The sequence below is a fragment of the Mariniflexile sp. HMF6888 genome (assembly GCF_044335535.1).
GTDB lineage: Bacteria > Bacteroidota > Bacteroidia > Flavobacteriales > Flavobacteriaceae > Mariniflexile.
On the sequence record NZ_JBIQVZ010000005.1, the window covers coordinates 284800 to 308368 of the forward strand.

Genomic DNA, 23569 nt, shown 5'->3' on the forward strand with positions numbered 1-23569 from the left:
AAATTTGTAGCATCTTAAAAACAAAAGTCATGAACCACAAAGCAGGTTTTGTAAATATTATTGGTAACCCCAATGTGGGTAAGTCAACGCTAATGAATGCCTTTGTTGGTGAAAAGCTATCCATCATCACATCAAAAGCGCAAACCACAAGACACCGTATTTTAGGTATTGTGAATGGTGACGATTTTCAGATGGTTTTGTCTGATACCCCAGGTATTATAAAGCCAGCATACGAGTTGCAAGAAAGTATGATGGGTTTTGTAAAGTCTGCTTTTGAAGATGCCGATATCCTGTTGTATATGGTTGAAATTGGTGAGCAAGAATTAAAAGACGAAGCCTTTTTTAATAAAATAACCAATTCAAAAATTCCTGTGTTGTTGCTTTTAAATAAGATTGATAAGTCAAACCAAGAGCAATTAGAAACCCAAGTACAACTTTGGGCAGAAAAAGTGCCAAATGCTGAGATTTTCCCAATATCTGCATTAGAAGGTTTTAACGTAAAAGAAGTATTTAACAGAATTATTGATTTGCTTCCAGAGTCACCTGCATTTTATCCAAAAGACCAATTAACAGATAAGCCAGAACGTTTTTTTATAAACGAAACCATACGCGAAAAAATTCTGCTTCATTACAAAAAGGAAATCCCATATGCCGTTGAAATTGAAACCGAAGAATTTTTTGAAGAAGAAGAGATTATCAGAATACGTGCCGTAATTATGGTAGAACGCGAAACCCAAAAAGGGATTATCATTGGGCATAAAGGAAGTGCCTTGAAACGAGTTGGTGTTGAAGCCAGAAAAGATTTGGAAGCTTTTTTTGGTAAACAAATTCACTTGGAGACCTATGTGAAAGTAAATAAAAATTGGCGAAGCAATCAAAACCAATTAAGAAGGTTTGGGTACAATAATTAACTTCAAGAGATTAAGATACAGTCTCCAAGATTTTGTTCATAAAATCGCAAAGCTCTGCCATCTCGTCCTTACTTGAAGCTTTACCAATACTTCCCACAAAATATAAGGCAATCCAAACGATTACCATAAGTAGCATGAGGCTAAATTGAAAAGTATAGGGCATTTTTAAAGACCAATTGCTATATGTCCAAATACCAAAGGCAATAAATAGGCCCGCAACCATAAAGTGTAAAAATACAAACAGTGTCCAAACGGTGGGGTTGGGACCAAATAAACCATGAAGTAAACAGGAATCGCTATCAACAGCGTTAATTTCTAAATGCAATTGTGGAGACCAAAAATGTTGTTTATACTTTGGAAATTTTATAAATACGTGGTCGTCAATTCTACTAATAATAAACTCAGATGATGTTTTTTTAGCATCCTGAAACATTTGCAACACCGTTTCGTTATTTTTGTTTATTTCAATTTTAAAACGAGGCCGTAAAACAATGGTGTTAGTAGTTGGCATTTAGTTTGTGTTTTTAAGGATTGTAAAATACTATTTTTTCTTCTAAAAAGTAAACAATTTAATAGTTGCCAAAAAACACCAATGCGTAGAGTATATTTCCTATTTTTGCAAAAAATTTAGCAAATCTTGTTAAATAAATAAATCAGCCTGAGGCTGTTGCATACAATTTAAAGATTATGAGTAATATAGTTGCTATAGTAGGTCGCCCAAACGTAGGGAAATCAACATTTTTTAATCGCTTAATCCAACGTAGGGAAGCTATTGTTGATGCTGTGAGTGGGGTTACAAGAGATCGCCATTATGGCAAAAGTGATTGGAATGGAAAGGAGTTTTCGCTTATAGATACTGGAGGGTATGTGTTGGGAAGTGACGATGTTTTTGAAGCCGAAATAGATAAACAAGTAGAGTTGGCTATTGATGAAGCTGATGCTATTATTTTTATGGTTGATGTAGAAAGTGGTGTCACTGGCATGGACGAAGATGTTGCAAAACTATTACGTAAAGTGAACAAACCTGTATTTCTTGTAGTGAATAAAGTTGACAATGCCAAACGAGCAGAAGATGCGGTGGAATTTTACTCATTGGGTTTAGGCGAATACTATACCGTTGCCAGTATTAATGGAAGTGGTACAGGCGATTTATTAGATGCTTTGGTGGAAGCCTTACCAGAAAAAGAAACGGTTGTTAATGAAGAACTACCACGTTTTGCTGTAGTGGGTCGCCCAAATGCAGGAAAATCGTCATTCATTAATGCATTGATTGGTGAAGACAGATATATTGTAACTGATATTGCTGGTACTACCAGGGATTCTATCGATACCAAATACAACCGTTTTGGTTTTGAATTTAATCTAGTTGATACGGCAGGAATCCGAAGAAAATCTAAAGTAAAAGAAGATTTAGAATTTTATTCAGTAATGCGTAGTGTTCGAGCTATTGAACATAGTGATGTCTGTTTATTGGTTTTAGATGCAACCCGTGGATTTGATGGGCAAGACCAAAACATATTTTGGTTGGCAGAACGAAATAGAAAAGGTGTTGTAATTTTAGTTAACAAATGGGATTTGGTAGAAAAGGACCATAAAACAACCCTTGAATATGAAAAAGCTATAAGAAAGGAAATGGAACCGTTTACCGATGTGCCCATTATATTTATTTCTACATTATCTAAGCAACGTATTTATAAAGCTATAGAAACGGCTGTTGAGGTTTATAATAATCGAACCAAAAAGATTAAAACAAGTGTGCTTAATGATGTGATGTTGCCTATTATTGAAAGCTATCCACCACCGGCAAATAAAGCAAAGTATGTGAAAATTAAATACATCATGCAATTGCCAACGCCACAACCACAGTTTGCTTTTTTCTGCAACCTACCGCAGTACGTAAAAGAACCATACAAACGTTTTTTAGAAAACAAATTACGTGAACATTTCGATTTTACAGGCGTTCCTGTAAGTGTATATATGCGTAAAAAATAGTATTGGATGCTATTGGTTGATAAGTGGTAGGGGTATTTTGTTTTGACTAAAACCTTATTATTTTATCATTTTTTTAGTAACAAGCGTTTTTTTGTATGTCACTGAAATAGTGTAAAAACCAGGACTTAGCTCTGATGTATCAATAAAATTGGTTGCATTTTGACTTAATACGCAACTGCCCAAACTATTGTAAATTTTAATTTCTTCAGCATTATCACTGAGTTTTATTTCATTTTCAAAGGGGTTTGGACAGATAATAAAGACATCATTTTTTGTGAAATTAAACGCCCTTAAGGTTGAATTATCAATGGTTAATGCTCTTATTTTAGAAGGAAAGGTAAAAATGCTTGCAACCAATTTTTCGTTCGAAATATAAAGTGTATCGCTAAAACCATTTGTTTCTATAAAACAAATACCTTCTACTTGATTTCCCAAAGGTAGAAAGTTGTTTAACTTAACACTTTTACTGTTTGCAAACACATCAAGATTTAAAGGTGCATTTATATCTAAATTATATATTTCTATTAAAAAAGGTGTGGCGTCAGATTCTGAATAACCAGAAAGATATATTTTATTTGAACCAACGACATCGGCTCCAGTAATTAAGCCCTGTGAATTATAATTACTTACTTTAACAGCACTGTGCGTACCCACTGTATTTGGTATGGTATATACATCAACTTCATTATTTGCCCAGTTTTTGGAAAAGATTAATAAGTAATTGTCGTAAACCACAAAAGCTTCTGAATCCCAGTTATTATTGTTAAGATTGGAAGTGAAATCAGTTTGATCTGTATACGAATAATTAATAATATCTGCCGTAACGTTCGTGCTAGAATCGAAATCGGTTTTTAAAATCCTATAAAATTTTAAATTGGTTCTGTTGCCATAATTGTTTCCAATGTCTCCAACATAGATATATGTGTTATCTTGGGCTATATCTTCCCAGTCTACATTCGTTGCATTTGTAATAAAAACAGTTCTTACTATAGAACCATTAGAGGTGTCTATTTCATATAATTCGGCAGCATTTCCGCTATCATTATGAGTAATTAATTTGTTGTCATAATAAATAAGTCCAGAGGTCTCTTCAACAGTTTCCGGTAAATTAAATTTGTCTGAAGTAACGACTGTTTGTGCTTTAGAAAGAAAAACCGTGAAAAAACATATAAATAATGGATAATTATATTTCATAATTGGTAGCACTTTTAATCATAGTAAGATATGAAAAAAATATTTATAAATCTACCAACCACCAGAAGCACCGCCGCCGCCAAATCCGCCGCCGCCGAAACCGCCTCCAAATCCGCCACCTCCAAATCCGCCGCCAGAGCTTCCGCTACCAAAGCCACCACCTCCGGAAGAACGTCCCATACTGCTTAAAATAATAGCGTCTAAAAGACTAAAACCACCCGATTTGTTGCCTCGGTTTCCACCGTTACCACCACGCCTGTTTTTTGAAATTGAAATCAGGATGATGATGAATATGAAAATAAGAATGATAACAAATTCTACAGGGAATTTATTTTTATTTGTGGCTTTGCGGGTGCCTTGATATTCACCAGTTAAAACTTCAAAAATCGCATCGGTACCTCTGTTTAAACCACCGTAATAGTCCTCTTGTTTAAAATAGGGGATAATGTCAAGCTCAATAATACGCTTAGACATGGCATCTGTAAGCAAATGTTCAACACCGTAGCCTGTTTTTATAGTTATTTTTCTATCACCTTTTGCTAATAAAATAAAAACGCCGTTGTCTTCTTTGGCTTGTCCAATACCCCATTCGTGTGCCCATTTTGTGCCTAAATAATCAATGTTTTCACCTTCGGTGGAATTTATGGTAGCAATAACAATTTGGGTTGAAGTGGTATCGGAATATTTAACAAGTTTTTCTTCTAAAGCACTTTTTTCAGTAGGCGATAACAGATTGATATAATCGTAAACACTTGTTTGAAATTCTGGTTTTTTTGGAATATCAAATTGAGCAAAAGAAAGGTTTGAAGAAAAATTAATTATAATAAGAGCAATAAAAAAACAGCGTTTTTTTATTCTTTCTAATGAGTGAAAACTGGAAACGGAATACTGCATACTTGATTTCACCCTTTAGAAATTTCATTAGTGAGTTCGTTAGTATCTAAATCTGTATAAGGAAAATACTTCTTGAGCTGTTCTCCGGATTTTATAATACCCTCAACCAACCCTTGTTTGAAATTACCGATTTTAAAATGCGATTGTATGATGTCTTTAGTGCTGTCCCAAAAGTTATTTGAAACAACATCGTTGATGCCCTTATCTCCATAAATAACAAAGGTTTTGTCATCGACAGCCACATAAATTAATACGGCATTTTGTAGTTTAGTGTTATCCATTTTTAGTACATGGAAAAGCTCTAAAGCACGATTTGTGGCGTCACCTTTGGATGTTTTTTCAATATGAACTCGTATTTCACCAGATGTGTTTAGTTCAGCTATTCTTATGGCTTCAATAACCTCTTGTTCTTCACTAGGTGTTAAAAAATCTTCAACATGGTCGGACATAATGATGTGTTTCGGTAGTTTTTATTTAAAATTAAAATCTACATCGGGTGCTTTTTCACTTCCAGCATCCGCTTTATAATAATTCATTTGATCGAAGTTAAAAATGCCTGCTAATAATGAATTCGGAAATATCTTAATATGCTTATTGTATGGTTCTACAGCCTCATTAAAACGGTCTCTGGCTACGTTAATTCGGTTTTCGGTACCTTCTAGTTGCGATTGTAACTCCAAAAAGTTTTGATTTGCCTTAAGGTCGGGATACCTTTCAACAACCAACAATAACCTTGATAAAGCACCAGTTAAGCCTTGTTGGGCTTGTTGAAATTGTGCCATGTTTTCTGGTGTTAAATTGTTGGCATCAATGGTTGTTTTGGTAGCTTCACTTCTTGCCTTTATAACGGCTTCTAAAGTGCTTTTTTCAAAATCGGCTGCTCCTTGTACTGTTTTTACTAGATTTCCAATAAGGTCGTTTCTACGTTGGTAACTACTTTCTACATCGCCCCAAGTTTTAGTAGCCGTTTCTTTTAAATTTACAGCGGTGTTATTAAATCCTTTTGCCCAAGAGTAAAATCCGAATACAATTACAGCAATAATAATTACAGGAATAAGCCATTTTTTCATTTCGAAAGTTGTTTAGTGTTAAAGTTATTTATAAAATGCAATCAGGGTATTAGTATGCAAATTCAATTAAATGTTACATCTGATTTTTAATTTTTATAAGCTGATTTTTTACATCTTCTAATTTACTGATTATTTCAAAATTAGAAAGTGTCTCTTTTTTTTCTTCTTTTAAATGAATTTTGGCACCTTCAAGCGTGAAACCACGTTCTTTAACCAAATGATAAATAAATTTGAGGTTCTTGATATCTTCAGGAGTGAATTTTCTGTTGCCTTTAGCATTCTTTTTTGGTTTAAGGGCATCAAATTCTTTTTCCCAAAAGCGAATTAAAGAAGTGTTTACACCAAATGCTTTGGCTACTTCGCCAATATTGTAGTATCGTTTTTCGGGTAGTTCTATATGCATTAATCTAAAGATTGGTTTTCTAATGAAGCATGCTCCAATAGTTCATTAAACTCTTCGGCAGTTAAGCTTCCGTAGTAAAAGTTTATAGGGTTGATGCGCTCACCATCTTTAATAACTTCATAATGGCAATGGGGCGCTTCAGAACGCCCTGTGCTACCAACAAACCCAATAAGGTCGCCTCGTACTACCTTTTGGTTTTTTCTAACATTGTATTTATATAAGTGAGCATATAAACTTTCGTATCCATAGCCATGATTTATTTTTATATGGTTTCCGTAACCAGTAGCCCTATTGTCTGCACGTTCTACAATACCATCACCAGTTGCGTAGATAGGTGTGCCTCTGGGTGCAGAAAAATCCATGCCATAATGCATTTTTCTAACTTTGGTAAATGGATCTGAACGTATCCCATAACCAGAAGCCATTCTTTTGAGGTCTTCATTTCTAACGGGTTGAATGGCGGGTATTGCAGCTAGTAATTTTTCTTTTTCTTCGGCGAGTTTTGCGATTTCATCTAACGATTTAGATTGCACCACTATCTGCTTTTGAAGTATGTCTAAACGTCTGTTGCTTTCAATAATTAATTTAGAATTATCAAAGCCTTCTAAGTTTTTATAACGGTTAACACCTCCAAAACCAGCTTTACGTTGTTCTTCGGGTATGGGGTTTGCTTCAAAATAAACACGGTAAATGTTGTTGTCCCGATCTGCTACATCAGCTAAAACAGTTTCAGCTTCCTTCATTTTTTTGTTCAACAATTCAAACTGTAACTGGGCATTTTGAAGCTCGCGCTTAAGAGCACGTTCTTTAGGCGATTCTACATATTGACTCGCTATAAAAACAAATAGAAAACCAAATAAAGCAGAGCCTAAAATAAACACCGAGGCGTACTTGATAGTGTTTCTTTTTTTGCGCTGTATTTTCTTGTAAGACAGCGATTCTGCATCGTAATAATATTTTACCTTACTCATTTCCTAATTTATGCTATTTTTGCACTTTATTAAATGCCATATATCTATTGAATTTTAATAACTAACGACCAAATTTGCTAAATAGTATCATTTAGTTGTTTGATAATTAAGATTAAAATCGTTATTTATTAAGTTTAAAATATTTTGAAAAGAACGCGTTTAAACTTTTTTAGCCAATTGTAAAAAGTTTAAATGAGTTCAAAGAGTAAATATAAAAAATTGTTTCGCAATTAATACCATTTTAACAACATAGTAACCATTTTATATAAATGAAACACGCAAGCACAAAAGTTTATCGCTTTACCAAATAATTCATAGCGAACTGCATGCGACCGTTTAAAAACAGTAAGTATTATACATGAAATCACAAGATATTCGTTCTAAATTTTTAAGTTTTTTTGAAGATAAAAAGCACAGTATTGTGCCATCTGCACCTATGGTTCTTAAAGACGACCCTACCTTAATGTTTGTAAATTCGGGGATGGCGCCTTTCAAAGAATACTTTTTAGGAAATGCAGTGCCAAAAAATAGCCGTATTACTGATACTCAAAAATGCTTGCGTGTTTCTGGGAAGCATAACGATTTGGAAGAAGTTGGTTATGATACCTACCACCATACGCTTTTCGAAATGTTGGGAAACTGGAGTTTTGGCGATTATTTTAAGAAAGAAGCCATTGCCTGGGCTTGGGAATTGTTAACCGAAGTTTACGGTATTGATAAAGATATTTTATACGTAACGGTTTTTGAGGGGAGTGAAGAAGATAAGTTGCCTATGGATACGGAGGCTTACGATTTGTGGAAACAATTCATTTCAGAAGACCGTATTTTAAAAGGAAATAAAAAAGATAACTTCTGGGAAATGGGCGATCAAGGGCCCTGTGGACCCTGCAGTGAAATACATGTAGATATCCGTTCTGCGGAAGAAAAAGCCAAAGTTTCTGGTAAAGATTTAGTGAACCAAGACCATCCGCAAGTGGTAGAGATTTGGAATTTGGTATTCATGCAATACAACCGAAAAGCCGATGGTAGCTTAAAAAGTTTGCCGGATAAACATATCGATACCGGTATGGGCTTCGAGCGTTTGTGCATGGTGTTGCAAGGGGTGCAGTCTAATTACGATACCGATGTGTTTACACCAATTATTCGTGAAATAGAAACCATCACCGATAAAAAATATAGTGAAGATGAAAAGATTGATGTTGCCATTCGTGTGATTGCGGACCACGTGCGTGCCGTAGCTTTTTCAATAGCCGATGGACAATTGCCAAGTAACACAGGGGCTGGATATGTTATTCGAAGAATTTTACGTCGTGCGATTCGTTATGGGTTTACATTTTTAGATAAAAAAGAACCCTTTATTTACAAATTGGTTGATGTTTTAAGTGCAAAAATGGGAACTGCTTTCCCAGAAATGAAATCGCAACAACAATTGGTAACCAATGTGATTCGTGAAGAAGAAGTATCGTTTTTAAGGACTTTGGATCAAGGATTGAAACTTTTGGAACAAGAGATGTTAAAACTGAAAGCTGATGAAATTATAGCTATAGATAATAATGATTTAAATTTTAAATTAGTTTTAGATGGTAAAATCGCTTTTGTTTTATATGATACTCATGGTTTTCCTATGGATTTAACTGCTTTAATTTTGAGGGAAAATGAAATAGTTTTAGATGAAGCAGGCTTTAGTGTAGCTATGAAGGAGCAAAAGGATCGTTCGCGAGCAGCGTCTCAAGTAACTACGGATGATTGGAAAGTTCTAATTGAAGGCAATGTGGAAACGTTTGTAGGTTATGACCAAACTGAAAATGATGTGAAAATCACTAGAATTCGTAAAGTTGATTCTAAAAAAGACGGCATTTTATATCAAATCGTTTTAGATAAGACCCCTTTTTACCCAGAAGGCGGTGGACAAGTAGGCGATAAAGGAATTTTGGTTTCTGCTAACGAAACCATCGAAATCATCGACACCAAAAAAGAAAATAATTTAATTCTACATTTTGCTAAACAATTACCAGAGAATGTTACTGCGAATTTTGTGGCAAAAGTAAACACCGATTTAAGAACATCAACCTCTAAAAACCACTCGGCTACGCATTTGATGCATTTAGCTTTGAGAACCATTTTAGGAACACATGTGGAACAAAAAGGGTCGTTGGTAAGTCCAAATTATTTACGTTTTGACTTTTCGCATTTTTCTAAAGTTTCTGATGAAGAATTACGTCAAGTAGAAGCAAGTGTGAATGCTCAAATTGAATCTCAATTGCAATTAGTAGAACACAGAAGTATTCCCATTCAGCAAGCGATGGAGCAAGGCGCCATGGCGTTGTTTGGTGAAAAATATGGAGATCATGTTCGTATGATTGAATTTGGAGAAAGCAAAGAACTTTGTGGCGGCATTCATGTAAAAAACACAGCAGATATTTGGCATTTTAAAATCATTTCAGAAGGAGCCGTTGCAGCAGGAATTCGTCGTATAGAAGCGATTACTGGCGATGCTGTCAAGAGTTTTTATCAAAATCAAGAAAATACATTGGCTGAAATTAAAGAAACGTTGAAAAATCCACAAGATATTTTAAAATCGGTTACTAGTTTGCAAGACGATAATGCTAAGTTGAAAAAACAACTTGAGCAATTATTAAAAGAGAAAGTGGATGGTTTAAAAAATAGCTTTGTTTCAGAATTTCAAGAAATAAACGGCATTAACTTTTTAGCAAAACAAGTTGATTTATCAATGAGTTCAACCAAAGATTTGACGCAGGCTATTGGAAGTTCAAAACCAAATTCATTTGTGTTTTTAGCTTCGGTTGAAGATAATATGCCAAATATTCATTGCTATATTTCAAAAGATTTAGTTACAGAAAAAGGATTAAATGCAGGAAACATCATTAGGGAATTAGGTAAATATATCGATGGAAATGGAGGCGGACAACCGTTCTTTGCATCAGGAAAAGGGAAAAATGTTGCTGGAATTCAGGATGCATTAGAAAAAGTAAAACAATTTATTTAAGTATAGATAACCATGAAAGCAAAGATTATAATTTTTTTAATGTTATTTTTTCCAACTATTTTTTTAGCTCAACAATTTCCAAGCCCTCCACCTATGAGCCAAATCAATAATCAAATTATGCAACAACAACGGGTGATGCAACAACAACAAATGATGATGCGAATGATGCAAAATAATATTCAAACGGATGAACAAAAATTAATTAGAGAGGAAAATAAAAAAAATAAGATTGAAGAAAAGATTAAGAGCTTAAATGATGTTTTATTAAAATTAAATGATGAATTGTTAAAAACAAAAAAGGCAAACGTCCAACCTAATAAAGAGCTTCAAAAACAGGAAGATAATTTGAATAAAAAGGTAGATAAAACTAATAAAGCGATTGAAAAAAATACTGAAAAGCTACAAGTTTCAAATAAAGTAATTGAAGATCTTAAAAATAATATTGAGAAAACTAAAATAAAGTTAGAAGAAAAAAAGAAAGAAAAAGAATTAAAAAAACTAGAGAAAGAAGAAAAAAAAGAAATGAAAGAATGATGTTTTTTATAGATCATAATGAATCCCGACAGGTTTAAAATTAGGTTTACTGTTAAATTTCAATAGTCCATTAATAAAAATGGGAATAACAAGAATAGTAAATGGTTTATAATATTTAACTGCTTTAACTTTGTGCCTTTGCGACTTTGCGAGCAATAAAAAAAACAGGTGCACAACAAAAAACAATCTGAAAACTTAAGAAACTGCGAAAAAATATATAAGTTAGTCTCGCAAAGGCGCAAAAACGCAAAGAGAAATGGATAAGAATGATGCATGTTTTGAGAATTATTTAGCTTCAATAATTGTTGATTGCTGTTATCATATCCATGTTTCTCTAGGTCCAGGTTTATTGGAATCTGTTTATGAGGAAATTTTATTTTCTGAATTAACAGAGCGGGGCTTTAAAGTTGAACGCCAAAAGCAATTGCCTGTAATTTGGAAAAATAAAACATTGGACTTAGGATTTAGAACCGATTTGATTGTTGAGAATAAGGTGATTATTGAAATTAAGTCTGTTTTAGAAATTCATCCAGTTTACCCAAAACAATTGCTGACTTATTTAAAGTTAAGTGGTTTGAAGCTAGGTCTTTTAATAAATTTCAATAGTCCATTAATAAAAACGGGAATAACAAGAATAGTAAATGGTTTATAATATTTAACTGCTTTAACTTTGTGCCTTTGCGACTTTGCGAGCAATAAAAAAAACAGGTACCACACAAAAAACAATCTGAAAACTTAAGAAACTGCGAAAAAGTATATAAGTTAGTCTCACAAAGGTGCAAAGACTCAAAGAGAAATGGATGGAAATGGTGCATGTTTTTTGTTTAAAATTAAGTGTTTGAAGTTGGGTCCTTTAATAAATTTAATTAGTCCATTAATAAAAAAGGGAATAACAAGAATGGTAAATGGTTTATAATATTTGACCGTTACAACTCTGATCCTTAGTATCTTAGTGATATAAAAATGAAATTACAAACTCAAATACCATTAACGAAACAGTCTAAAAATCTAATAGATTATCATTCTAATGTTCTTTTGTTGGGATCCTGTTTTGTGGAAAATATGGGTGAAAAATTATCATATTTCAAGTTTCAAAATAGTATCAATCCATTAGGTATCTTATTTCATCCAAAAGCTATTGAAACCTTCATTACAAAAACTATAAATAAAACGTCATACTCAGAAAAAGATATTTTTTTTTATAATGAACAATGGCATTGTTTTGATGCGCATTCAAAACTGAGTCATCCTTCAAAAGAAGCGTTGTTACATAATTTGAATGGAGCCATCGAATCAACAAATAAACAAGTCCACGAATCAACACATATTATAATCACATTAGGAACCGCTTGGGTATATCGATTTTTAGAGTCCAATCGACTTGTAGCCAATTGTCATAAAGTGCCACAAAAACAGTTTGCTAAAGAATTGTTATCGGTTGAAACGATTACGCAATCATTAGAAAAAATTGTAAATTCAATTAAAAGCATCAATTCCAAAGCATCTATTATTTTTACGGTATCGCCTGTACGACATATTAAAGACGGTTTTGTTGAAAACACCCAAAGCAAGGCGCATTTAATTACCGCAATTCATCAAATTATCATTAAAAAATCCTCTTTGGGAGTTTTTGGGACTTACTTTCCTTCTTTTGAAATTATGATGGATGAACTTCGAGATTATCGTTTTTATGCCGAAGATATGTTGCACCCCAATCAAACAGCCATCAATTACATTTGGGAAAAGTTTCAAGAAGTTTGGGTTTCTTCTGAAGCAATAAAAACCATGAAATTTATAGATGAGGTTCAAAAAGAACTTCAGCATAAACCTTTCAATCCAAATTCTGAAGCACATCAAAAATTTCTTTTAGGAATTAAGGAAAAACAATTTCAACTTAAAAAAGAATACCCGCATATTAAATTCTAACGTGAGTCTATGTAAATTTTAACGAAGTTAGATGTTAAAAGTACAATATTAGAAATTCAAAGTTCAAAGTTCAAAGTTCAGAGTTTGATGTGCCGATGAAGTTTGTGATATACAATTCAACGATTACACGGTTAAACAGTTAAAAGTTACAGGGTATGTTTAGCAACCTGAACTAAGGTTTTGTAAAGATGTCGTTTTTTTTGATTTAACTGTTTAAACACTTGGATATCAGATTACATCATATCAAACTCGCATTTGTAAGCTAAATTAAGGTTTTATAGACTTTATGTAATCTTGTGGCGAATACGATGTTACTTTTTTAAAGGCACTAAAAAAGGGATTGTATGAAGCAAAACCTGTTTTGTAGGCCAAAGACTCCAAAGTGTTGGTTTTTAAATAACCCTGTTCTATTAAATAGATACTGTCTTTTATTCTAGAATGCATGCGGTACTCAGAAAAAGAGATACTGGAGTGGTATTTAAACAAATAAACAATATGGCTTGTTGGTACACCTAATTTATTGGCAATATCTGTAGGGGATGCTTTTGGATTTCTAAAAATATGTTCCTCAATACTTAACCTGTCAACTTCTTGCGTGTAACTAACAATGTTAGACATCATTTTTTCTTGTAGTTTTAAATCTTGGTCGTTTTTTTGGTTGCTTATTTCTAAAACCCAATGGTCACTTTTTAATAATGGCGTTTGTTTGCTGTCTTCAATGGGCGAACTGAACTTCAATATTTTTTTATTAAGAATAGGAAGCCCGTATAAAATTTCTGGAGCGGTTAAAATTTTAAAATAGATAAATAACCAATACAAGAGTAGCAATACTGCCATAGATTTTCCAGAAAGACTGGATTTTGAGCATACTTCAGCATAAATGGAGGCTAATAGCGTAATTGAAGCTAATAAGTTTTGGGTAAATAGATAAATGGTCCAGTTTTTTACTAACCTAAACTGTGTATTATTTATAAGAAGGTCTTTTTTAAACCAAATGTTTTTACTTAAAAGCCTAACGATTAGTATTAAATAGAAAAGAATAAAGATTCCTATAAGACTAAAATTGATTATGGGAAGAAATTGAAATATAGAACTTTCAGTAATGTAAGGGTTGGTGTTTATAAAATATAGAAAGCCAATAAAAATTAAGTGTTTTAAGCTTCTAAGGTCATATGTTTTGTTTTGAAGCACCAAATTTTTGTAATACAAATAAAAACTTGGTACAACAATGAGATAGTATATGGAATATATGCCTCTATCGGGAGTAAAATAGTCTTGCAAGCCTAACACATAACTTCCATGAATTAAAAAACGAATGGAAATTATGGTAATGACTAATAATAAGAATGCATTATAAAACGGATTGGACCTATAAGAAGTTATCATTATGGCTATGGTCACTATGCCAACTATGCCAGTGAATAAAAATAAAAATGATTCTATCACTTAATACGAGGGAATTTATTTGCAATAATAGCAAATTAACAGATGTTTTTATTGTTGAACTCATTTAAACTTTTTCAATTGGCTAAAAAATTGTCCTTTTGCTCCCATTCTTTATCTTTTTTTCCTTCCGTAGCCCTGCTATGCAACTCAAAAAAGCCTTCAAATGGACACAAAATGAATAATTTTCGCTGCAATCCAAAAAGTTTAAATGAGTTCATAAAAATGATGAAATAAAATAGTTTGTTAGGCTTTGTTTGGAAAACAGACAGTTAAATTCTCTATTATCTTACGATTTTATATGCATTTTTTTCTTACTGATTTGCTTAAATCGTTATTGTTTTAATAAAAAAATCGATAAAAAGACTTGTTTTTAAGACGAAATGCATTTTTATGATTATGTTTACATTATTGTTAATGATAATCATGCGGTTGTTTTTAGCAATGATTAAGAATATCATTTTCAATTTGAGCTAATATTTACCCAAATACTTAACCTTTATTATGAAACGATTTCTATTAATATGCTTATGTTGTGTTTGTCAACTACAACTTTTATCACAATCAAATTTAGTAAGGTCTACAATCGGTGCATCAGGAGCTTCCAATATTATTGTACAAGGTAGTGATACTTATATTGTTCAACAAAGTGTTGGTCAGCCAAGTGTTATTGGAACTTATACAAATAGTGCAGGTTATAGTATTCGACAAGGATTTATTCAGCCCAATGTTTTATCTAAAATTGTAGATAAGCATACACCTTTAAATCTTCAGTTAAATGTTTATCCAAATCCTTTTGATGAACAGATTTCATTGGTTTTTAAAGAAATAATTAAAGGTGAAATAAAGGTAACGGTTTATAACATACTTGGAGTACAAGTATTTGTTAGTAGCTATAAATCTAAAGAGCAAATTGATGTAAGATTGAATATGTTGTCTTCGGGAGAATATATTCTCAAGGCTGTAGCTAATAAAAAGCAATTTATAGAAAAAATTATAAAAAAATAACCAAACGAACCTAATCAAAATGAATGTTAAAAAAACTACTCAACTATTACTGCTCTTTATTGTAACAACAATAGCATCGGCACAAGAGCTCTATTTAGAAACAGGAAAAATATCTTCCTCATTTGATTATAGGGATTCTTCAGGAGCAAGATTAGACAACTTACAAGCTACAACTAATGGCTTTATGGCGATGGGTTATAGAACCAAGGTGTTTAATGAAAAAATAAAGGCGGCTTTAGGTGTTGCTTATACTGGGTATGGTGCCATCGGAAGTGACGATGCCATTGAGGGTATCATGGCATGGCATGCTAATTATTTAGAATTTAGCTTTGGTCTAGATTATAAATTATTTCATATTAATAAAGCAGAATTCTATGCCAAAGGGGGCATAGCCAACGGGTTTTTAATTGAAGGATACCAAAGTTTAAACAATAAAATTATCAATCTTAAAAAAACGGATGATTTTAATAAGACCATGGTAAGCTTTAAGGCTGGTGCAGGTATTTTATATCCCGTTTCAAATAACATATCTTTTTATATGCAATATTTCTATGGAAAGAGTTTAGATCAAACGAATAGAGGAGATGATGAATCTTTAAAAATTAAAAGTCATAGTGTGGGTTTTGGAGTGTTAATTAAACTGTTCAAAACGAATACTACATCTTAAGGTTTATAATGAACCAATAATGGTACAATTCAATTAAACCTCAAGTTATAAAAAACTAACCGATATCTTATGAAAAAAACACTACAATTACTCTTGTTGATCCTAGTTGGGTTTCAAGGTTTTTCGCAAACGGCTGGAATTAGTTACCAAGCCGTCATTTTAAATCGAAATACCAAAGAGCTTCCAGGAGCAAATGCCCAAACCAATATTTTAGCCAACAGTAAAATTTTTGTGCAGTTTACGATTATTGATGATTTTAACAACCAAGAATATCAAGAATACCATCAAACAACCACAGATATCTATGGCATGGTAAATCTACTTATAGGACATGGTACAAAAAAAGGTTCTAATAACTTTGAAGATGTTAGTTGGAACGGTTTTTCAAAAAAGTTGAAAGTAGACATTGATTTTTCGGGAAAAGGTAATGCCTACACACTGTTAAGTGAGCAAGAATTAACCTTCATGCCGCAACCAGCTCTTGTAGAAGATGTAGAAGCAATCCTTAAAAATGCAGAAGATATTATAGATGAACAGAATAGAGCAATTTTAGCGGAGTCATTTTTACAAGTAGCAATAGATGAAAACAAAACAAGCGCTGAAGCAGCCATAGCTATAAATTCTAATGCCTTAGCTGCAGAAGTAATGAGAGCCACTAATGCAGAAGCAGCTATAGACAGTAAGTTGGTTACGGAAGTTAGTAACCTTACAATTGCTAATGCCACTTTACAAACAAATATTGATGTAGTTCAGTCAGACGTAGATGCGAACGAAACAGCAGCAAACAATGCCATAGCGGCGGTGCAAACGGACGTAGATGCAAACGAAGCCGCTTCAAATACGGCCGATGCTACTTTGCAAACGAACATTAATGCGGTACAGTCCGATGTCAATGCCAACGAAACAGCAGCAAACAATGCCATAGCGGCGGTGCAAACAGACGTGGATGCCAATGAAGGCACAAGCTTGGCAGCGGATATAGTTTTACAAACAAATATCAATGCGGTTCAATCCGATGTTGATGCTAATGAGACAGCTTCAAATACGGCCGATGCTACTTTACAAACGAATATCAATGTGGTACAGGCTGATGTGGATGCCAATGAAACAGCCGTTAACACGGCCATTGCCACTGTTCAGTCAGACGTAGATGCAAACGAAACAGCAGCAAACAATGCCATAGCGGCGGTGCAAACGGACGTTGATGCAAACGAAGCCGCTTCAAGTGCCGCAGACGCAACTTTGCAAACGAATATCAATGCGGTACAGGCTGATGTCGATGCCAATGAAACAGCCGCTAACACGGCCATTGCCACTGTTCAATTAGACGTAGATACTAATGAAGCCGCAAGTTTAACCGCAGATACAGTTTTACAAACAAATATCAATGCGGTTCAATCCGATGTTGATGCTAATGAGACAGCTTCAAATACGGCCGATGCTGCTTTGCAAACGAATATCAATGCGGTACAGGCTGATATCGATGCCAACGAAACAGCCGCTAACACGGCCATTGCCGCTGTTCAGTCAGACGTAGATGCAAACGAAACAGCAGCAAACAATGCCATAGCGGCGGTGCAAACGGACGTTGATGCAAACGAAGCCGCTTCAAATACGGCAGATACAGTTTTGCAAACAAATATCAATGCGGTTCAATCCGATGTTGATGCTAATGAGACAGCTTCAAATACGGCCGATGCTACTTTACAAACGAATATCAATGCTGTACAGGCTGATGTCGATGCCAACGAAACAGCCGCTAACACGGCCATTGCCGCTGTTCAGTCAGACGTTGATGCAAACGAAACAGCAGCAAACAATGCCATAGCGGCGGTGCAAACGGACGTGGATGCCAATGAAGCCACAAGCTTGGCAGCAGATACGGTTTTGCAAACGAATATCAATACGGTTCAGGCCGATGTTGATGCTAATGAAACTGCTACTAATAATGCTTTGGCTTTAAAGGCGAATATCGCCTCCCCAACATTTACAGGTACTGTTTCGGGAATCGATAAAACGATGGTAGGTTTAGGCAATGTGGACAATACCAGCGATGCCAATAAACCGGTTTCAACGGCGACCCAAACGGCTTTGGATTTAAAGGTGGATAAAGTTACTGGGGAGCGTCTTATTAATGCCGCTGAAATCACCAAACTTTCCAATCAATCGGGAACCAATACAGGCGACCAGGATTTGAGCAGCTATGCTACAAACTCGAATTTGGCTTTAAAGGCGAATATTGCCTCCCCAACCTTTACGGGTACTGTTTCTGGAATTGATAAAACGATGGTCGGGTTGGGCAATGTGGACAACACCAGTGATGCCAATAAACCAGTTTCAACGGCGACCCAAACGGCTTTGGATTTAAAGGTGGATAAAGTTACTGGGGAGCGTCTTATTAATGCCGCTGAAATCACCAAACTTTCCAATCAATCGGGAACCAATACTGGCGATCAGGATTTGAGCAGCTATGCTACAAACTCGAATTTGGCTTTAAAGGCAGACATCGCTTCCCCAACCTTTACGGGCACTGTATCAGGGATAAGTGCTACGATGGTCGGATTGGGCAATGTGGACAATACCAGTGATGCCAATAAACCAGTTTCAACGGCGACCCAAACGGCATTAGATTTAAAAGCGCCTTTAGCTTCACCAATGTTAACGGGAACGCCATTGGCGCCTACTGCCACAGCAGGAACCAGTACGACACAGATAGCAACAACTGCATTTGTAACAGGTGCTATCACAACTGCTAGCACACCGGATGCAAGTGCAACGGTAAAAGGGAAGATTCAATTAGCGGGTGATTTGTCAGGAACGGCTGCCTTACCATCAATAGCTAATGATGCCGTAACTTCTGCAAAAATAGCTGATGGAACCATTGTAAATGCAGATATTAATGCTTCGGCAGCCATAGCTTTTTCTAAATTGAATATATCAAAATCGGACATCGAAGGATTGGGTATTCCAGGAGAAGATACAGATACAACGTATAGTGCAGGAACAGGACTTACTTTGATTGGTACAACATTGTCAATTGATTCTAACGTTGTAACAAGTAATTATTTAGGTGCAATAACGACTACGGGCTTCATTAAGTCTGGAGGAACAGCTTCTCAATTCTTGAAAGCAGATGGATCGGTTGATGCAACTTCATATGCACCATTAGCTTCTCCAACCTTTACTGGAACACCATTAGCACCAACAGCAACAACAGGAACGAATACCACTCAACTAGCAACTACCGCTTTTGTGACGACTGCAATTTCTAATACCATGAGAGAAGTAGCCGATGAATTTACAGCAACAGCATCTCAAACTAGTTTTACTTTAACACAAACTCCATCAGTTAATAGTAAGGTTAAAATGTTTGTAAATGGAATTAGAATAAGTAATACTGCTTACAGTGTGAGTGGGACCGCTTTAACTTACATGCCGGCAAATAATGGAGGATATAATCTATCTTTAAATGATAGAATTCAATTTGACTATTACTATTAAAAACAATAGAACTTTCTATGATGAATAAATATATTATTATAGCTTTCTTTATAACGCTAAGCAGTTTTTCACAAACTATTGTTACTAGTTTGAGTGATGATGGAAGCTCAGGAACGCTTAGGTATGCTATTCTGAATACTGCCGCAGGTGGTACAATTGTTTTCGATTCTAGTGTTGATGGAGGAACACTTACGTTAACAGCAGATTTGCCAAACATTACTCAAAATTTAACAATAATTGGTAATGGAGTTGGTAATTTGACTATCTCAGGTGTGGGATTATATAATATGTTTCAAGTTTCTGGGGGTGCTCAATTAACTATTTTAGGTATTACCTTTAGTAATAATAAAAGCTATAATGGTTCGATTTTTAGAGCTGATAATAATAATTCTTCGGTAATTGCCGATTCTATAAATGTAACGGGAAATTCAAATAGTTATGCGTTTTATACTAATAATCCTTCTACCATAACAATTACAAATTCTACATTTACTAATAATAACGGAATGTTATTTGGAAGTGATTATGGCTCCACTCCAAGTACAACATCAGATACAGAGACTGATTATACCAATAGAATAATTGTTACAGGATCTACATTCTCAAATAATACAGGAACTATTTTTAGAACAGAAAGATTTGTTAAAATTGATGATTGTATTTTTAATAATAATACAGGTCGAATAGGGGAATTTAGAGGATTAAACAGATATCAAGTATTAAATTCAACATTTTCTAATAATACAGGGTCTACTTTGTTTACATTTTCATCAAATATTTCATCAGGTTGGGGTTTAGCTACTTTGGGCACGAATCATCATTTGTTTGATGGTAATACTTTTACGGGAAATATAGGTACGGTTATTAATACGGGAACCACAAATGAACAGAGTAAAACGACTATATCTAATAATATTTTTGCAAGTAATGGTGCCAATTGGACTGGTAGTCCTGCAATGGAATTTAATAATACAATTTATCCAACAGTATCTGCGCCTACTACAATCTCAGGAACCACTGAGATTTGCAATGGAAGCAGTACAATATTAACATCTTCTGGAGGTAGTACAGATATAAATGTAGTTGATGTATGGTATGCTGATACATGTGGCGGGGAAGCTTTTTCACAAGGTTGGGACACACAGTCTTATGACACAGTGGCTACTACAGTTAATTCCGTAGTCAACGGTATATTAAATGTAACTACGACTTCAACAGATCCAATGATCAATATGTTTAATCTAGGGAGTTTCGACCCTTCAGTATATAGCTACATAAATATTAGGTATAAGGTGGTCTCAGGAACTGCTGGGGAAGCTCAGATTTTCTTTTTAAATTCAGCAATAACCACTCCTAATGGTGGATATTATTTAAACACAACGTTGATATCCGATAATACTTGGCATATTGCAACCCTTGATATGTCGGCACATGCCAATTGGACGGACAGTAATATAACAGGTTGGCGATTTGACTATGCAACCGCTAGTGGCGCAACTTTAGATATTGATTTTATCGAATTAGGATCCAGTCCCATTGTGGGAACAGGATCAACAATTACCGTAACTCCTAACGCAGATACCTCATATTATGTTAAAAGAAAAGGGCCGTATGCCAATACGGATTGTACTTCACAATTGGTAACCGTAAATCCGCTTCCTGCACCAACTTTTACCACACAAGCAGAATTAACAACAGCGATTAATTCGAATGTGACTTATACAACGGAATCCGGTCAATCAAATTATGTTTGGACAATTCCAGGCGTTTTAAATACCGATTATTCAATCACTTCCGGAGGAACAATTACAGATCATTCCGTTGTCTTAAAATGGTTGACAATTGGGAGTAAAATTATTACGGTCAATTATACCAATTCCAATAATTGTTCGGCATCTGAAGCAACATCATCTACGTCAACAAATGTATTGTATGCAATAATTAATAAAAATGGAGGGATTTCCATTGAATATTCCGAAGCAGTAAATGAAAAAGGGGAGATAGGTTCTGGAAATGGGGTGAATAAAAACGGTAAACTTTTGGGGGAATAAAAGATTGAAAAAGTTTAAACTACTTCATTAATTATTAGTACGGCAGTAATAAATATGAATCGGATATATAGCAAGCATCATTAACAAGAAAACTAAGGGATGCATGGTTTTCTACTTGGATAAGATAGGAAATTGATTTAATAAACTTAAGTTGTTTAAATTCAATCTTTTTTGTAAATTATGATAGAATTTGAATAGTTGAGGGTTTAATTTTTAAAGAAGAAATTCTAAGTTGTTGAAAAGGTTGTTCTAATAAGGGCAGCCTTTTCTTTTTCTTTTACATGAGTTTTCTTGAAAGCTATTTCATATGTATGAAAAGTAAGAGTTGTTCCAATTAAAATGATTTTACTAATTCAATTTTACATTTACTGATTTGCTTAAATTCTTATTGATTTATTTAAATCTCATCCTTAAGCAATTGTTTAGTTAAATTATATGTGTTTTTATGCATAAGTTTACATTGATATTATTGTAAAAGCAATTAGTAAAGCTTGCTCTATTTATAGGAGTTTTTTATTTATATATTTTGTATTAGAATCGATTATTGAGGGCAATAATTTTTTAAGGAAGTGATTCTAATACGTGTAGGTAAGGCTGTCTTAATTAAGTACAGCCTTTTCTGTTTACTAATATGCTGATTTATTACTGCTTCGCCATACATTGTAGTGTCTCAAGGTGTCGATTCTACTGATAAAGTTGATAAAAAAGTGTTTAAAAAATAAAAAACCAGAATGCCCTAGTAGATGAGATTACATGTCTTTTTATATTATAAGACATATGACAAAACTATTTACGTTCTTATCCCTCAAAAATAATCTTGTTGTTGGGGTTTGTTTGATTAGATGGGATAAATAACATTATTACGTTTAATCTTTTTTTATAACGTTTTATCGAAAAATTATCTGAGGTTCAGGTTATTAAGTTATATTTAATATTGCTATTAATCAGTTCGTATAAAAAACGTCAACTACTTCAATCGGCAAAACGATTGGTAGTTGGTGTTTTTTTATGAGCTTATTTAAGGTTTCTTTTTTTTATAACATATTGGTAACTTTCTGTTAATGCCAATTAGAATTTTCTGCGTTAATTTTGTACTTGTTAGAATTAGTTAAATTTACATTAGTTAGGGCTTCTATGTCGAAGCAAACTAATGTTTTTTTTTGTCTTGGTTTTATGTATATTCAACCTTTAAAAAGTCAAGATGAGTTTGACTAGTAAAATTGCTGAATAATGACTGAACCGTATGTAACATTAAACATAAAAAACAACGTTGGTTATATAGAGTTTTTTCACCCGAATAGAAATTCTATGCCCAGTGATGTTTTAATTAAGTTAAAAGAAACCATTGAAAAAGCGGGAAATAACGAAATCATTAACGTTATTGTATTACAAAGTGGTGGTGACAGAACGTTTTGTGCCGGTGCTAGTTTTAACGAAGTTATGGCGGTTAAAACAGCAGATGAAGGCAAGGTTTTTTTCTCTGGTTTTGCTAATGTTATTAATGCTATGCGAACTTGCCCAAAACTTATTATTGGACGTGTACAAGGAAAAACCGTTGGCGGTGGTGTAGGCTTAGCATCAGCAACCGACTATTGTTTGGCAACCAAATATGCCTCTATAAGGTTAAGTGAATTAAGTATAGGTATTGGGCCTTTTGTCATAGAGCCAGCCGTAACAAGAAAAATTGGATTAGCGGCCATGTCGCAAATGACTATAGACGCTGAAACGTTTTTTTCTGCGGAATGGGCAAAAGAAAAAGGCTTGTATGCCGATGTTTTTGAAACCACCGAAGCTTTGGATGGCGCTATTAAAGAACTGGCCGAAAAATTAAGCACTTACAATCCTGAAGCTTTAAAACAAATGAAGTCAGTTTTTTGGGAAGGCACACAACATTGGGACACCCTTTTAGCCGAACGCGCCAAAATTAGTGGTTCTTTGGTGTTAAGTAAGTTTACTAAAAACACATTGAAGCGGTTTAGATAGCTGTTAAATTTGCC

The 23569-nt window shown here is 34.1% G+C and carries 19 protein-coding genes; 11 read left to right on the forward strand and 8 right to left on the reverse strand.

The features are described from left to right. Nucleotides 1-29: 29 nt before the first annotated feature. Nucleotides 30-911 (forward strand): GTPase Era, encoded by an 882-nt coding sequence (era, locus tag ACGLWY_RS13485; protein ID WP_396620187.1) that lies wholly within the window; start codon nucleotides 30-32, stop codon nucleotides 909-911. A 10-nt stretch (nucleotides 912-921) separates the two neighbouring features. On the opposite strand, the gene ACGLWY_RS13490 is transcribed toward era, so the two are convergent. Then, entirely contained in the window at nucleotides 922-1422 is a 501-nt protein-coding gene (locus tag ACGLWY_RS13490; protein ID WP_396620188.1) for a GTP-binding protein, read from the reverse strand. A gap of 176 nt (nucleotides 1423-1598) precedes the next feature. On the opposite strand from ACGLWY_RS13490, the gene der reads away from it, so the two are divergent. Next, nucleotides 1599-2903, forward strand: coding sequence for a ribosome biogenesis GTPase Der (gene der / locus ACGLWY_RS13495; protein ID WP_396620189.1), 1305 nt, complete (start codon nucleotides 1599-1601; stop codon nucleotides 2901-2903). Between the two features lie 57 nt (nucleotides 2904-2960). Here der and ACGLWY_RS13500 read toward each other — a convergent pair whose 3' ends face one another. The 6 genes from ACGLWY_RS13500 to ACGLWY_RS13525 form a co-directional block, all read right to left on the reverse strand. After that, the gene (locus tag ACGLWY_RS13500; RefSeq protein ID WP_396620190.1) at nucleotides 2961-4097 is read right to left on the reverse strand and encodes a T9SS type A sorting domain-containing protein; all 1137 of its coding nucleotides are present in this window, start codon (nucleotides 4095-4097) and stop codon (nucleotides 2961-2963) included. 51 nt (nucleotides 4098-4148) lie between these two features. Next, nucleotides 4149-4991 (reverse strand): TPM domain-containing protein, encoded by an 843-nt coding sequence (locus ACGLWY_RS13505; RefSeq protein ID WP_396620233.1) that lies wholly within the window; start codon nucleotides 4989-4991, stop codon nucleotides 4149-4151. An 8-nt stretch (nucleotides 4992-4999) separates the two neighbouring features. After that, nucleotides 5000-5440, reverse strand: coding sequence for a TPM domain-containing protein (locus ACGLWY_RS13510; RefSeq protein ID WP_396620191.1), 441 nt, complete (start codon nucleotides 5438-5440; stop codon nucleotides 5000-5002). 21 nt (nucleotides 5441-5461) lie between these two features. Continuing rightward, nucleotides 5462-6061 (reverse strand): LemA family protein, encoded by a 600-nt coding sequence (locus ACGLWY_RS13515; protein ID WP_396620192.1) that lies wholly within the window; start codon nucleotides 6059-6061, stop codon nucleotides 5462-5464. Between the two features lie 73 nt (nucleotides 6062-6134). After that, nucleotides 6135-6464: a MerR family transcriptional regulator gene (locus ACGLWY_RS13520; RefSeq protein ID WP_117175237.1), complete on the reverse strand. Its 330-nt coding sequence runs from the start codon at nucleotides 6462-6464 to the stop codon at nucleotides 6135-6137. Then, nucleotides 6464-7435 (reverse strand): M23 family metallopeptidase, encoded by a 972-nt coding sequence (locus ACGLWY_RS13525; protein ID WP_396620193.1) that lies wholly within the window; start codon nucleotides 7433-7435, stop codon nucleotides 6464-6466. The genes ACGLWY_RS13520 and ACGLWY_RS13525 overlap by 1 nt, the downstream gene beginning before the upstream one ends. 358 nt (nucleotides 7436-7793) lie before the next feature. On the opposite strand from ACGLWY_RS13525, the gene alaS reads away from it, so the two are divergent. The 4 genes from alaS to ACGLWY_RS13545 all read left to right on the forward strand — a co-directional run bounded on the left by alaS (nucleotide 7794) and on the right by ACGLWY_RS13545 (nucleotide 12902). After that, on the forward strand, nucleotides 7794-10442 hold the full coding sequence (gene alaS / locus ACGLWY_RS13530; RefSeq protein ID WP_396620194.1) for an alanine--tRNA ligase: 2649 nt from the start codon (nucleotides 7794-7796) through the stop codon (nucleotides 10440-10442). A 12-nt stretch (nucleotides 10443-10454) separates the two neighbouring features. Then, on the forward strand, nucleotides 10455-10976 hold the full coding sequence (locus ACGLWY_RS13535; RefSeq protein WP_396620195.1) for a hypothetical protein: 522 nt from the start codon (nucleotides 10455-10457) through the stop codon (nucleotides 10974-10976). A gap of 256 nt (nucleotides 10977-11232) precedes the next feature. Further along, nucleotides 11233-11628: a GxxExxY protein gene (locus ACGLWY_RS13540; RefSeq protein ID WP_396620196.1), complete on the forward strand. Its 396-nt coding sequence runs from the start codon at nucleotides 11233-11235 to the stop codon at nucleotides 11626-11628. Nucleotides 11629-11939: 311 nt separating this feature from the next. Then, nucleotides 11940-12902, forward strand: a complete 963-nt coding sequence (locus tag ACGLWY_RS13545) for a GSCFA domain-containing protein (protein WP_396620197.1) — start codon at nucleotides 11940-11942, stop codon at nucleotides 12900-12902. Between the two features lie 267 nt (nucleotides 12903-13169). Here the strand turns inward: ACGLWY_RS13545 and ACGLWY_RS13550 are convergent, their stop codons facing one another. After that, on the reverse strand, nucleotides 13170-14348 hold the full coding sequence (locus ACGLWY_RS13550; RefSeq protein WP_396620198.1) for a helix-turn-helix domain-containing protein: 1179 nt from the start codon (nucleotides 14346-14348) through the stop codon (nucleotides 13170-13172). Between the two features lie 501 nt (nucleotides 14349-14849). Between ACGLWY_RS13550 and ACGLWY_RS13555 the strand changes: the two genes are divergently transcribed. From ACGLWY_RS13555 to ACGLWY_RS13575, 5 genes are all read left to right on the forward strand, one after another. After that, complete coding sequence (locus ACGLWY_RS13555; protein WP_396620199.1) at nucleotides 14850-15353, forward strand: T9SS type A sorting domain-containing protein; 504 nt, start codon at nucleotides 14850-14852, stop codon at nucleotides 15351-15353. Nucleotides 15354-15372: 19 nt separating this feature from the next. Continuing rightward, complete coding sequence (locus ACGLWY_RS13560; protein WP_396620200.1) at nucleotides 15373-16020, forward strand: hypothetical protein; 648 nt, start codon at nucleotides 15373-15375, stop codon at nucleotides 16018-16020. Nucleotides 16021-16089: 69 nt separating this feature from the next. Then, on the forward strand, nucleotides 16090-19521 hold the full coding sequence (locus tag ACGLWY_RS13565) for a beta strand repeat-containing protein (RefSeq protein ID WP_396620201.1): 3432 nt from the start codon (nucleotides 16090-16092) through the stop codon (nucleotides 19519-19521). 17 nt (nucleotides 19522-19538) lie between these two features. Further along, nucleotides 19539-21572 (forward strand): hypothetical protein, encoded by a 2034-nt coding sequence (locus tag ACGLWY_RS13570; protein WP_396620202.1) that lies wholly within the window; start codon nucleotides 19539-19541, stop codon nucleotides 21570-21572. A 1230-nt stretch (nucleotides 21573-22802) separates the two neighbouring features. Then, nucleotides 22803-23555: an enoyl-CoA hydratase/isomerase family protein gene (locus ACGLWY_RS13575; RefSeq protein WP_396620203.1), complete on the forward strand. Its 753-nt coding sequence runs from the start codon at nucleotides 22803-22805 to the stop codon at nucleotides 23553-23555. The last annotated feature ends 14 nt before the right edge of the window (nucleotides 23556-23569 follow it).